Below are 11,896 nucleotides of genomic sequence, written 5' to 3' on the forward strand. Positions count from 1 at the left end.
GAAGTCGGCCATGGCAACGGCGCCTAGCGTCTCGTATTCGATGACGGTGCGACTGGAGGTTCCCGCGAGCGGTACGGCGGTCAGCCAGCTCACCACCGCCGTGGAGTCCTCCGGCGGCTCCGTCACCGGTCTCGATGTGACCGCCTCCGGCCACGAAAAGCTCCGCATCGACGTCACCATCGCCGCGACCTCCACCGCCCACGCGGACGAGATCGTCGAGAAGCTCCGCGGCATCGAGGGCGTCTCGCTCGGCAAGGTCTCCGACCGTACGTTCCTGATGCACCTCGGCGGCAAGATCGAGATGCAGTCGAAGCACCCCATCCGCAGCCGTGACGACCTGTCGATGGTCTACACCCCCGGCGTCGCCCGGGTCTGCCAGGCCATCGCCAACAATCCCGAGGACGCCCGCCGCCTGACCATCAAGCGCAACAGCGTCGCGGTCGTCACCGACGGCTCCGCCGTGCTGGGCCTGGGCAACATCGGCCCCAAGGCCGCGCTGCCCGTCATGGAGGGCAAGGCGGCCCTCTTCAAGCGCTTCGCCGGCATCGACGCCTGGCCGCTGTGCCTGGACACCCAGGACACCGACGCGATCGTGGAGATCGTCAAGGCGATCGCCCCCGGCTTCGCGGGCATCAACCTGGAGGACATCTCCGCGCCCCGCTGCTTCGAGATCGAGGCCCGGCTGCGCGAGGCCCTGGACATCCCGGTCTTCCACGACGACCAGCACGGCACCGCCATCGTGGTGCTCGCCGCGCTGACCAACGCGCTGCGCGTGGTGGACAAGAAGTTCGAGGACGTCCGCGTGGTGATGTCCGGCGCCGGCGCCGCCGGTACGGCCATCCTCAAGCTGCTGATGGCGGCCGGCATCCAGCACGCCGTCGTCGCCGACATCGACGGCGTGGTGCACGCCGGCCGCAAGGACCTGGTCGACGCCGACCCCGACTCGCCGCTGCGCTGGATCGCCGACAACACCAACCCGGAGGGCGAGACCGGCACCCTCAAGGAGGCCGTCGTCGGCGCCGACGTGTTCATCGGCGTCTCCGCCCCCAACGTCCTGGACGGCGACGACGTCGCCAAGATGGCGCAGGGCGCGATCGTGTTCGCACTCGCCAACCCCGACCCCGAGGTGGACCCCGCGATCGCGCGGCAGACCGCCTCCGTCGTGGCCACCGGCCGCTCCGACTTCCCCAACCAGATCAACAACGTGCTGGTCTTCCCGGGCGTCTTCCGCGGCCTGCTGGACGCGCAGTCCCGTACGGTGAACACGGACATGATGCTGGCCGCGGCCGGCGCGCTGGCCGACGTCGTCCTGGACGACGAGCGCAACGCGAACTACATCATCCCGAGCGTCTTCAACGACAAGGTCGCGGGCGCGGTGGCCGACGCGGTGAAGGAAGCCGCGAAGGCCGCGGGAGAGGCTGTGACGGCCGCCACGACGGCCTGACCGCCCGGCGCGTCGCGTGGCACCGGGCCCGCGGCGCCCCCATAGGGTGGCGGGCAGCGAACGGCCGCCGCCCTGCGGGGTCGGCCCGGTGGGGCACGGTGCGGGACGTCACCACTCTGAGGCAGTGGCGCTTTTCGTGTGACCCTCCTGGGTGCCGGATTGGCTTTACCGCCGCAGGTGGGGGCAGGATGCGTATCCGGGCGCGAGGGTCTGTCAGCAGACCCGGGTCCGGGCACCGTCCAAGGGCCCTGGCAGCATCGGCTTCGATCTCACGCCTCATTGGCAAGAAGAACACGGGAGTACAAACATGAACCGCAGTGAGCTGGTGGCCGCTCTGGCCGACCGTGCCGAGGTGACCCGCAAGGACGCCGACGCCGTTCTGGCCGCGCTCGCCGAGACCGTCGGCGAGGTCGTCGCCAAGGGCGACGAGAAGGTCACCATCCCCGGCTTCCTGACCTTCGAGCGCACCCACCGTGCCGCTCGCACCGCGCGCAACCCGCAGACCGGCGACCCGATCCAGATCCCGGCCGGCTACAGCGTGAAGGTCTCCGCGGGCTCCAAGCTCAAGGAAGCCGCCAAGGGCAAGTAAGCCGCCGGGGGCCCGACCGGCCCCCTGGTGACAAAGGCGTGAGAGCGGCCGTCCCCTTCGGGGGACGGCCGCTCTTTTGCGTACGCGACATCCGGCACCCGGCGTCCGGCCTCCGGAGTACGGCGTTCAGCGGCCACGCAGGCGCCCAGAAGGCCCGCGGATGGGGCCGGTGGGGCCCTTGTGTCTCCTGATGCCTCCCGTTGCTCTACAGGGGCGTAGAAGCGGCTCATGGGGCGGGGGCAGGCCGCGGACGTCGTACGGACGGCACTCGGGCGTCGTACGAACGTCGTACGAACGTCGTACGAACGCCTTTCGGGCGGCATGCGGAGGACCGTCACCGGCGAAGGCGCGGGCCCCCGCCCCCACCCTTCGCACGCCCGTCGCAACCGCAATCCCCGGAGCTCCGGCCCGCGAGTGTCACCCGACCCGAAGGCCCGCATTCAATCATTCGCGTAAGCAAACAGCATATGGCCTGGCGCGGCGCCCGAGCGCAGCAGAAAAGGCGGCCGCCCTCCCGGACGACCGCCTCTTCGCTCGCTGCCGATCAGGCGCTCAGCGCCCCGTTCGGCAGCTCCACGTGCGCCCCCAGGCTCACGAGCTTCTCCATGAAGTTCTCGTAGCCCCGGTTGATCAGGTCGATGCCGTGCACCCGCGAGGTGCCCTGCGCCGCGAGCGCGGCGATCAGGTACGAGAAGCCGCCCCGCAGGTCCGGGATGACCAGGTCGGCGCCCTGCAGCTTGGTCGGTCCGGACACCACCGCCGAGTGCAGGAAGTTGCGCTGCCCGAAGCGGCAGGCGCTGCCGCCCAGGCACTCGCGGTACAGCTGGATGTGCGCACCCATCTGGTTGAGCGCCGACGTGAAGCCGAGCCGGGACTCGTACACCGTCTCGTGGACGATGGACAGGCCGGACGCCTGCGTCAGGGCGACGACCAGCGGCTGCTGCCAGTCGGTCTGGAAACCGGGGTGCACGTCGGTCTCCAGGGCGATCGCGTCCAGCGAGCCGCCCGGGTGCCAGAAGCGGATGCCCTCGTCGTCGATCTCGAAGGCGCCGCCGACCTTGCGGTAGGTGTTCAGGAAGGTCATCATCGAGCGCTGCTGCGCGCCGCGCACGTAGATGTTGCCCTCGGTGGCCAGCGCCGCGGACGCCCAGGAGGCCGCCTCCAGGCGGTCCGGGAGCGCGCGGTGGTTGTAGCCGCCCAGCTTGTCGACACCGGTGATCCGGATGGTCCGGTCGGTGTCCATGGAGATGATCGCGCCCATCTTCTGCAGGACGCAGATCAGGTCTTCGATCTCCGGCTCCACGGCCGCGTTCGACAGCTCGGTGACGCCTTCCGCCAGGACGGCGGTCAGCAGCACCTGCTCGGTCGAGCCGACGGACGGGTACGGCAGGCGGATCTTGCAGCCGCGCAGCCGCTGCGGAGCCTCCAGGTACTGCCCGTCCGCCCGCTTCTCGATGGTCGCGCCGAACTGGCGCAGCACGTCGAAGTGGAAGTCGACCGGGCGGCCGCCGATGTCGCAGCCGCCCAGGCCCGGGATGAAGGCGTGGCCGAGGCGGTGCAGCAGCGGGCCGCAGAAGAGGATCGGAATGCGCGAGGAGCCGGCGTGCGCGTCGATGTCGGCGACATTGGCGCTCTCCACGTGCGACGGGTCGAGGATGAGTTCGCCCGCCTCGTCACCGGGGCGCACCGTGACGCCGTGCAGCTGCAGCAGGCCGCGTACGACGCGTACGTCGCGGATGTCGGGCACATTGCGCAGTCTGCTCGGGCCGCTGCCGAGCAGCGCGGCGACCATGGCCTTGGGCACGAGGTTCTTCGCGCCGCGAACCCGGATCTCGCCCTCCAGCGGGGTGCCGCCGTGGACAAGCAGTACGTCGTCGGTAGAGACGGTCATGGATCTCGCGTTCCTGGAGACGGACAGGGGGCCAAGGGGAAATGGTAAGGGCGGGGGAGGGGGTGCCCGTAGGCCGGAGCGGGTTCGGGGCGTGTAATGGCTTTGTCACAACACCCTCCGCTACGGTCCGCCTTTGCTCTGTAATCGACTTTCGGTACGTTGCGTACGGCTATGCCCCGCTATGCCGTCTCTGTCACCGACCCGTGCGCCGGGGCTGCCGTCGTACGCCCTGCGCTGCTCTCGCCCGGGTACCGCAGTTGACTCCCCGCGGCGGTCCGAAGTGCGGGATCATGTCCCCATGACCGAGGTGTCCTCGCTCACCGGCCGGCTGCTCGTCGCCACACCGGCGCTCGCCGACCCGAATTTCGACCGTGCGGTGGTGCTCCTGCTCGACCACGACGAGGAGGGGTCCCTCGGCGTGGTCCTCAACCGCCCGACGCCCGTGGGCGTCGGCGACATCCTCCAGCCGTGGGCGTCCCTGGCCGGCGAGCCCGGCGTGGTCTTCCAGGGCGGCCCGGTCTCGCTGGACTCGGCCCTCGGCGTGGCCGTGGTGCCGGGCGGTCCCGAGACCCCGGAGAGCGCACTGGTCGGCGACGGCCCGCTGGGCTGGCGCCGCGTGCACGGCGCCATAGGGCTGGTGGACCTGGAAGCCCCGCCCGAACTTCTCTCCACGGTGCTCGGCAGCCTGCGGATCTTCGCCGGTTACGCGGGCTGGGGCCCCGGCCAGCTGGAGGACGAACTGGTCGAGGGCGCCTGGTACGTCGTCGAGTCCGAACCGGGCGACGTGTCCTCCCCGGACCCGGAACAACTCTGGCGAGCGGTCCTGCGCCGCCAGCGCAACGAACTGGCGATGGTGGCGACGTACCCGGACGACCCGTCACTGAACTGACGCCCCGGGTTCCACCCCACCCCGCACCGGGTAAACCCCGCTGGGGGGATGCAGACGCGCGCCCGGTAGGCCACCGCCCAATCCGCTGTGCCACCGCCCCTCCCGCCTCGCCTCGACAGCTCAGCCCAACGCCTCCTCGACGGCGTCAAAAATGTCCGCGTCGGTCTCCCGCTGCCAGGACGGCAGGTCGGCCCAGTCGGCCACGTAGCCGGGCTTGGGGTCCTCGAAGTGCTTGAACATCTGGGCCGTCCAGCACGTCGCGACGAACCGGCTCTTCTGCTCACGGGACAGCCTCGACGTCCGTCCCCCGCTGACCTCCACGAACTGACGGATCTGCGTGTAGACGGCCCCGGCGGCGTCGCGCTCCCATTGCGGGGTGTCGTCCCACGGAGTGACGTACCCGGCCTTGGGCTCCCCGGGAAAGTGCCGGCGCACCCCCGCGATCCAGCTCTCCCGGAACAGTCGTGCGCCTTCGGTCTGCGACATGCCAACCTCTCTCGTCACGGTGCGTTCAGCGAGGCGGTCCTCGCGTACGGGCCGCCGCTCCCGGCACGCCGCGCGCGTCGGTACCCTTGGCGGTTATGAGCACTGTTGAGCCCGAGCGCGGGGCAGGTACGGGGACCCTCGTAGAGCCGACGCCGCAGACGTCGCACGGTGACGGCGATCACGAGCGCTACGCCCACTATGTCCAGAAGGACAAGATCATGGCGAGCGCGCTCGACGGGACCCCCGTCGTCGCTCTCTGCGGCAAGGTGTGGGTGCCGGGCCGGGACCCGAAGAAGTACCCGGTCTGCCCCATGTGCAAGGAGATCTACGAGTCCATGGGCGCCGGCGGCGACAAGGACAAGGGCGGTAAGGACGGCGGCGGCAAGAAGTAGTCCGTCCGGGGGCGGCGCGCCGGCGCGCGGCTCCCCGCCCGCCTCGCGCGTGTCCGGCCCGTTCCGTACCAGGAGCGGGCCGCGCGTGTGGTGCGCGCCGTGCACAGAGGCCCGGTCCCCGCGTGGGGACCGGGCCTCTGTGTGTGGGTGCGCCGGGTGGGTCAGTCGTTCCAGGGGGTGAGGTTGAAGATGTCGCCGCTCTCGGCGTTGGCGATGCACTGGTTGGCATAGGTGTGCTGGTAGGCGGTCGTCCGGCCGTGCCAGGTGCCGTGGGTGACGACGGTGACCGGCTGGTAGATCCTCGTGCAGGCGCGGCGGATCTGCGGGACGCGGGCGTAGTCCCCGTTGGCGAGGGCCAGCTTGAGGCAGGACGCCTCCGGCGTCGGGTGGCTGCCGCCGGTCGGGAAGCACCGCAGGTAGGCGGCGGCGAGGAGCGGGCCGGCGGGGTCGGTGCCCTCGTGGATGGCGATGTGCTGGCGGCCGCCGGTCTCCGGCTGGGCCTCCGCGGTGGCCGGGGTGGCGGTGAGGGGGAGCAGGCCCAGGGCGGCGACGGCCAGCAGGGCGGTGCGTACGGGTCTTGCGCGCATGGGTTCGGTCGGTCCTTTGTGTGTCGTGCGGCTGGGAGCTGCTTCCAGGAGGTGCTGCCGGGGGCCGGTCCGCGCGGACGAGGCCCGGGGCCGCTTCTGGGAGCCGAGGAGGGACATCTGATTCATAGATAGACGTACCGGGGCGAATCGGCGACGAATGTGGGCCAGTGGCGGCGTGTCGCCCGTGCCGTTGCCTGATCGGCTCTTGTGGGGGAGCGTCGGCGCGCTTAGCCTCCTGAGGATTGTGCATGGCGAAACGCCCGTTGCGTATGTTGCAACGACCTTTCAGGGGGTACCCAATGCAGCTCTCCGCCCGAACAGCCGCCCGTGCCGCGGCACTTGCCCTGGCCCTCGGCACCGCCGTCGGCTGCGCCCCGTCCACCTCGGGCGGCGGGGCCAAGGAGGACAGCAAGACCGGCACGCTGCGGGTCTGGCTCTTCCAGGAGGTCAACAACAAGCCCAAGGAAGAAGTCGTCCGCAAGGCGGTGGCGGACTTCGAGGCTGCCCACAAGGGCACGAAGGTCGACGTCGACTACATCCCGGTCGACACCCGCGCCCAGCGCATCAAGGCCGCCTTCAACGACCCCAAGAGCGCCCCCGACGTCATCGAGTACGGCAACACCGACACCGCCGGGTACGTGAAGGACGGCGGACTGGCCGACGTCAGCCAGGAGTTCGGCGCCTGGAAGGACGCCAAGGACACCGACCCGGCGGCCAAGCAGTCGGTGACCGTGGACGGCAAGGTCTACGGCGCGCCGCTGTTCGTCGGCGTCCGGGCGCTGTACTACCGCACCGATGTGTTCAAGGACTTGGGACTCACGGTCCCCACGACCTTGGAAGAGGTCGCCACGACCGCCCGCAAGATCCGCGCGGAGCGGCCCGAGCTGTACGGGATCTCCGTCGGCGGCGCGTACACCTACGGCGCGCTGCCCTTCCTCTGGGCGCACGGCGGCGAGCTGGCGACCGGCAAGGGCGACGCGTACACCGCCGCCGTGGACAGCCCCAAGGCGCAGGCGGGCATCAAGGCGTACGCGGACCTCTTCGGCGACGCCAACTGCCCGGCCGCCAAGTGCGCCGAGATGGGCGGCAACGACTCCGTCGCCGCCTTCGCCGCCGGCAAGGCAGGCATGACGATCGGCGGCGACTTCAGCCACCAGGCCATGGAGGACGGCAAGGTCAAGGGCAAGTACGCGGTCGTGCCGCTGCCCGGCACCACGAAGGGCTCGATCGCCCCGGCCTTCGCGGGCGGCAACAACGTCGGTGTGCTGAAGAGCAGTTCGCACCGCACGCTGGCCGTCGACCTGATGAAGTCGCTGGCCGGCAAGGACACCCAGCGGCGGCTGTTCGACGCGATGGGCTTCCTGCCGACGTACGGCGACGTACGGGCCGAGGCGGCGAAGAAGCAGCCGTTCGTGCAGCCCTTCGTCCGGACGCTGGAGGCCGGCGCCAAGTTCGTCCCGGCCTCCCCGGCCTGGGGCGGCATCGACTCCTCGCTGGTGCTGCCGACGATGTACCAGGAGATCGTCAGCGGCCGTAAGGACGTCGCCACGGCGTCCGGCGACGCGGCCAAGAAGATGAACGAGGCGTTCAAGAAGTGACGCTCACGGTCAAGGAAGCACGCCCCGGGAGCGGCCGGACGCCGCTCACCGGCGGCCGCCGGCTGCGGCCGCCGTCCCGGCACGGGAGCCGCTGGACACCGTGGCTCTACCTCGCGCCCGCCCTGGTCGTCCTCGTCGGCCTGCTCGTCTACCCGATCTACCAGCTCGGCCTGATCTCGTTCCTCGAATACACCCAGGCCCAGGTCAGCGGCGGTGAGCCGACCAGCTTCAAGGGGCTGGCGAACTACGCCGAACTGTTCGGCGACGGCCAGTTCTGGCAGGTGCTGCTGGCGACGGTGGTGTTCGCCGCGGCCTGCGTCCTGTGCACACTGGCGGTCGGCTGCTCGACCGCCGTCCTGCTCACCCGTATCCGGGCGGTGCCGCGGCTCGCCCTGATGCTCGCCGCGCTCGGCGCCTGGGCCACCCCCGCCATCACCGGCTCCACCGTCTGGGTCTTCCTCTTCGACCCGGACTTCGGGCCGGTCAACCGGCTGCTGGGCCTCGGCGACTTCTCCTGGACCTACGGGCGCTACAGCGCCTTCGCGCTGGTCCTGCTCGAAGTCGTCTGGTGCTCGTTCCCGTTCGTGATGGTGACCGTCTACGCGGGCATCCGGGCCATCCCGGGCGAGGTCCTGGAGGCGGCCGCCATGGACGGCGCGTCGCAGTGGCGGATCTGGCGCTCGGTCATGGCGCCGATGCTGCGGCCGATCCTCGTCGTCGTCACCATCCAGTCGGTCATCTGGGACTTCAAGGTCTTCACCCAGATCTACGTCATGACCAACGGCGGCGGCATCGCCGGGCAGAACCTCGTACTGAACGTGTACGCCTACCAGAAGGCGTTCGCCTCGTCCCAGTACAGCCTGGGCTCGGCGATCGGCATCGTGATGCTGCTGATCCTGCTGGCCGTCACGCTCGTCTATCTGCGCCTGCTGCGCCGACAGGGGGAGGAACTGTGAGTACGGTCCCCGCACCGGCCCCCGCGCCGGTCCGCACACCCCGGATACGGCGGCCCGGACGGCTGGCCGCCGAGGCGGGCGCGCTGCTGCTCGCCGCCGCCGTGGCCTTCCCCCTGTACTGGATGGTGCTGTCCGCCTTCAAACCGGCGGGCGAGATCCAGTCCACCGAACCGGTGCCCTGGACCCTGCACCCGTCCCTGGACGCCTTCCGGCGGGTCTTCCAGCAGCAGGACTTCGGCCGCTACTTCCTCAACAGCCTCTTCGTGGCGGGCGTCGTCGTCATCGCCTCCGCGCTGATCGCCTTCCTCGCGGCGACCGCCGTCACCCGCTTCCGCTTCCGGTTCCGCACGACGCTGATGATCATGTTCCTGGTCGCCCAGATGGTGCCGGTCGAAGCGCTGACCATTCCGCTGTTCTTCCTGATGCGGGACGTCGGCGACGCCGTACCCGGCATCGGCCTGAACACCCTCGGCTCCCTGATCCTGCCGCACCTCGCCTTCTCCCTCCCCTTCGCGATCTGGATGCTGCGCGGCTTCGTCCGGGCCGTGCCCGAGGCCCTGGAGGAGGCCGCCTACCTGGACGGCGCGTCCCGCGCCCGCTTCCTGTGGCAGATCCTCTTCCCGCTCGTCTTCCCCGGGCTCGTCGCCACCAGCGTCTTCTCCTTCATCAGCACCTGGAACGACTTCCTCTTCGCCAAGTCCTTCATCATCAGCGCGACGGAGAACTCCACCCTCCCGATGGCGCTGCTGGTGTTCTTCAAACCGGACGAGAACGACTGGGGCGGGATCATGGCGGCCTCGACCGTGATGACCGTTCCGGTGCTGGTGTTCTTCGTGCTCGTACAGCGCAGGCTCGTGTCGGGCCTGGGCGGCGCGGTGAAGGACTGACGCCCCCCCTCACACCCCCTGAACCACCCCGGCCACCCCCACCCCTCTAGCCCCCGAACGGAAGGGTCAGCACATGGACGACGCAGCGACGGCGGACGGCGCCCGTACGGAGACCGGCCTGATACCCGAACCACCCGACACCCGGCCAGGGGAGGGCGCGTTCCTCCTGGGCCCGGAGACCGCACTGGACGCGGGCCCCGGTACGGAAGCCACCGCGGCCTGGCTGCGCGGCACCGTCGGCGTCGCGACCGGCCTGCCGCTCCCGCCCCGCCCGAGCCGGGACGGCGCCACCGGTGACGGCCCCGGGGGAGACGTCATCCGCCTCCGCATCGACGCCGACACCACCGCCGCACTCGGCCCCGAGGGCTACCGGCTCACGGCCGACAGCACCGGCGTCACCCTCCTCGGCGGCGGCGCGGCCGGCGCGTTCTGGGGCGCGCAGACCCTGCGGCAGCTGCTCGGCGCCGACGCGTACCGCCGCGCGCCCCTGCGCCCCGGACAGCGCTGGTCCGTACCGGCCGTACGCATCGAGGACGCGCCCCGCTTCGCCTGGCGCGGCATGATGCTCGACGTCGCCCGCCACTTCCTGCCCAAGGACGGCGTGCTGCGCTACATCGACCTGCTCGCCGCGCACAAGCTCAACGTCCTGCACTTCCACCTCACCGACGACCAGGGCTGGCGCATCGAGATCAAGCGCCACCCGCGCCTCACCGAGGCGGGCGCCTGGCGGGAGCGCACCAAGCTCGGCCACCGCGCCTCGCCCCTGTGGGACGACCGGCCGCACGGCGGCTACTACACCCAGGACGACATCCGCGAGATCGTGGCCTACGCCGCCGCCCGGCACATCACCGTCGTCCCGGAGATCGACATCCCGGGCCACTCGCAGGCCGCCATCGCCGCGTACCCGGAGCTGGGCAACACCGACGTCATCGACACCGGCGCCCTCAAGCCCTGGGACACCTGGGGCGTCAACCCGAACATCCTGGCCCCCACCGACACCACCCTCCGCTTCTACGAAGGGGTGCTGGAAGAGGTCCTCGACCTCTTCCCCTCCCGGTTCGTGCACATCGGCGGCGACGAGTGCCCCAAGGACCAGTGGCGCGCGTCGCCGGCCGCCCAGGCCCGCATCAAGGAACTGGGCCTGGCCGACGAGGACGAGCTGCAGAGCTGGATCATCCGGCACTTCGACAGCTGGCTCGGCGACCGCGGCCGCCGCCTGATCGGCTGGGACGAGATCCTGGAGGGCGGTCTCGCGCCGGGCGCCGCCGTGTCGTCCTGGCGCGGCTACGCGGGCGGCATCGCCGCCGCCCAGGCGGGCCACGACGTCGTCATGTGCCCCGAACAGCAGGTCTACCTGGACCACCGGCAGGACGGCGGCGCCGACGAACCCGTACCGATCGGCTACGTACGGACCCTGGAGGACGTCTACCGCTTCGAGCCGGTGCCCCCGCAGCTGACGCCGGACGAGGCCGCCCGCGTCCTCGGCACCCAGGCCAACGTCTGGACCGAGGTGATGGAGAACCAGCAGCGCCTGGACTACCAGGTCTTCCCGCGGCTCGCCGCCTTCGCCGAGGTCGCCTGGTCGCAGCTGCCGCCCCCGGAGGACCGTGACCACGCCGGCTTCACCCGCCGGATGGACGCCCACTACCACCGCCTGGACGCCCTCGGCGTCGACTACCGGCCGCCCGGTGGCCCCTTCCCGTGGCAACGGCGCCCCGGGTTGCTCGGACGTCCGATCGAGGGGTCGCCCCCAAACGTGTGAGCCGGAGCCGATGCGGGCGGCCCGGGACGGCGGTACCTGGGACGGTGGTTCCCGCGGAACGCACTGAAGGCAGCCAAGGTGAGACATGTCCGGTACATCGCACCAGGCGGGGTCGGCGACGTCCGCCCGCGCACCGCACGGCCCCCGGCTCCGACCACAGTCGGGGGCCGTGCCGGAAGCTGTGCCGGGACGCCGTCCCGCACGTCACGCCTGCTCCACCGCTCCCCGGCCGCCGTCCGCCGCCCGCCCGGCGCCGCCGCCCGCCGGCGCGCGCCCCGAACGTCCCGAACGCCCCGAACACCGGCCATGTCCCGTACGCGGCGCGCCCGCTGCCGTCCGAAGGCGTCCGGAAGCCGGGCCCTAGCGCCGCGGGCCTGCAAAGATGTGCCAGAGTTGCCACGTCCGGACCGTGAGC

General features: G+C 71.0%; 11 protein-coding genes. 8 read left to right on the plus strand and 3 right to left on the minus strand.

Features of this window, described 5'->3' with window-relative positions:
- Nucleotides 1-10: 10 nt before the first annotated feature.
- Nucleotides 11-1,444 carry an NAD-dependent malic enzyme gene (locus OEIGOIKO_RS26070; RefSeq protein WP_031007448.1) on the plus strand — a complete coding sequence of 478 codons (1,434 nt, stop codon included), beginning with the start codon at nucleotides 11-13 and terminating at the stop codon, nucleotides 1,442-1,444.
- 307 nt (nucleotides 1,445-1,751) lie between these two features.
- Nucleotides 1,752-2,033: an HU family DNA-binding protein gene (locus OEIGOIKO_RS26080; protein ID WP_004571953.1), complete on the plus strand. Its 282-nt coding sequence runs from the start codon at nucleotides 1,752-1,754 to the stop codon at nucleotides 2,031-2,033.
- A 544-nt stretch (nucleotides 2,034-2,577) separates the two neighbouring features.
- On the opposite strand, the gene murA is transcribed toward OEIGOIKO_RS26080, so the two are convergent.
- Nucleotides 2,578-3,924 (minus strand): UDP-N-acetylglucosamine 1-carboxyvinyltransferase, encoded by a 1,347-nt coding sequence (gene murA, locus OEIGOIKO_RS26085; protein ID WP_031007446.1) that lies wholly within the window; start codon nucleotides 3,922-3,924, stop codon nucleotides 2,578-2,580.
- A 298-nt stretch (nucleotides 3,925-4,222) separates the two neighbouring features.
- Here murA and OEIGOIKO_RS26090 point away from each other — a divergent pair, with 298 nt between their 5' ends.
- A complete protein-coding gene (locus OEIGOIKO_RS26090; protein ID WP_030018029.1) occupies nucleotides 4,223-4,813 on the plus strand; it encodes a YqgE/AlgH family protein in 591 nt (196 codons plus the stop codon).
- A 120-nt stretch (nucleotides 4,814-4,933) separates the two neighbouring features.
- Here the strand turns inward: OEIGOIKO_RS26090 and OEIGOIKO_RS26095 are convergent, their stop codons facing one another.
- Complete coding sequence (locus tag OEIGOIKO_RS26095) at nucleotides 4,934-5,299, minus strand: hypothetical protein (protein ID WP_125056049.1); 366 nt, start codon at nucleotides 5,297-5,299, stop codon at nucleotides 4,934-4,936.
- Between the two features lie 95 nt (nucleotides 5,300-5,394).
- Here OEIGOIKO_RS26095 and OEIGOIKO_RS26100 point away from each other — a divergent pair, with 95 nt between their 5' ends.
- The gene (locus OEIGOIKO_RS26100; RefSeq protein WP_125046688.1) at nucleotides 5,395-5,691 is read left to right on the plus strand and encodes a DUF3039 domain-containing protein; all 297 of its coding nucleotides are present in this window, start codon (nucleotides 5,395-5,397) and stop codon (nucleotides 5,689-5,691) included.
- Between the two features lie 161 nt (nucleotides 5,692-5,852).
- On the opposite strand, the gene OEIGOIKO_RS26105 is transcribed toward OEIGOIKO_RS26100, so the two are convergent.
- Nucleotides 5,853-6,278, minus strand: a complete 426-nt coding sequence (locus OEIGOIKO_RS26105; protein WP_170251862.1) for an SSI family serine proteinase inhibitor — start codon at nucleotides 6,276-6,278, stop codon at nucleotides 5,853-5,855.
- Between the two features lie 299 nt (nucleotides 6,279-6,577).
- On the opposite strand from OEIGOIKO_RS26105, the gene OEIGOIKO_RS26110 reads away from it, so the two are divergent.
- The 4 genes from OEIGOIKO_RS26110 to OEIGOIKO_RS26125 all read left to right on the plus strand — a co-directional run bounded on the left by OEIGOIKO_RS26110 (nucleotide 6,578) and on the right by OEIGOIKO_RS26125 (nucleotide 11,481).
- Nucleotides 6,578-7,876, plus strand: a complete 1,299-nt coding sequence (locus OEIGOIKO_RS26110) for an extracellular solute-binding protein (protein ID WP_125056051.1) — start codon at nucleotides 6,578-6,580, stop codon at nucleotides 7,874-7,876.
- A 62-nt stretch (nucleotides 7,877-7,938) separates the two neighbouring features.
- Complete coding sequence (locus OEIGOIKO_RS26115) at nucleotides 7,939-8,832, plus strand: carbohydrate ABC transporter permease (RefSeq protein ID WP_246178104.1); 894 nt, start codon at nucleotides 7,939-7,941, stop codon at nucleotides 8,830-8,832.
- Nucleotides 8,829-9,719: a carbohydrate ABC transporter permease gene (locus OEIGOIKO_RS26120; protein WP_125056053.1), complete on the plus strand. Its 891-nt coding sequence runs from the start codon at nucleotides 8,829-8,831 to the stop codon at nucleotides 9,717-9,719. The genes OEIGOIKO_RS26115 and OEIGOIKO_RS26120 overlap by 4 nt, the downstream gene beginning before the upstream one ends.
- 73 nt (nucleotides 9,720-9,792) lie before the next feature.
- On the plus strand, nucleotides 9,793-11,481 hold the full coding sequence (locus OEIGOIKO_RS26125) for a beta-N-acetylhexosaminidase (RefSeq protein WP_125056054.1): 1,689 nt from the start codon (nucleotides 9,793-9,795) through the stop codon (nucleotides 11,479-11,481).
- Nucleotides 11,482-11,896 lie beyond the last annotated feature (415 nt).

It is taken from the genome of Streptomyces paromomycinus, from assembly GCF_003865155.1.
In the GTDB taxonomy this organism is placed as follows: Bacteria; Actinomycetota; Actinomycetes; order Streptomycetales; family Streptomycetaceae; genus Streptomyces; species Streptomyces chrestomyceticus.

Bases quoted from the DNA above. Each gene is read 5' to 3' on its own strand.
- OEIGOIKO_RS26070 (WP_031007448.1), top strand. From the start codon at position 11: ATGGCAACGGCGCCTAGCGTCTCGTATTCGATGACGGTGCGACTGGAG.
- OEIGOIKO_RS26080 (WP_004571953.1), top strand. From the start codon at position 1,752: ATGAACCGCAGTGAGCTGGTGGCCGCTCTGGCCGACCGTGCCGAGGTG.
- murA (WP_031007446.1), bottom strand. From the start codon at position 3,924: ATGACCGTCTCTACCGACGACGTACTGCTTGTCCACGGCGGCACCCCG.
- OEIGOIKO_RS26090 (WP_030018029.1), top strand. From the start codon at position 4,223: ATGACCGAGGTGTCCTCGCTCACCGGCCGGCTGCTCGTCGCCACACCG.
- OEIGOIKO_RS26095 (WP_125056049.1), bottom strand. From the start codon at position 5,299: ATGTCGCAGACCGAAGGCGCACGACTGTTCCGGGAGAGCTGGATCGCG.
- OEIGOIKO_RS26100 (WP_125046688.1), top strand. From the start codon at position 5,395: ATGAGCACTGTTGAGCCCGAGCGCGGGGCAGGTACGGGGACCCTCGTA.
- OEIGOIKO_RS26105 (WP_170251862.1), bottom strand. From the start codon at position 6,278: ATGCGCGCAAGACCCGTACGCACCGCCCTGCTGGCCGTCGCCGCCCTG.
- OEIGOIKO_RS26110 (WP_125056051.1), top strand. From the start codon at position 6,578: ATGCAGCTCTCCGCCCGAACAGCCGCCCGTGCCGCGGCACTTGCCCTG.
- OEIGOIKO_RS26125 (WP_125056054.1), top strand. From the start codon at position 9,793: ATGGACGACGCAGCGACGGCGGACGGCGCCCGTACGGAGACCGGCCTG.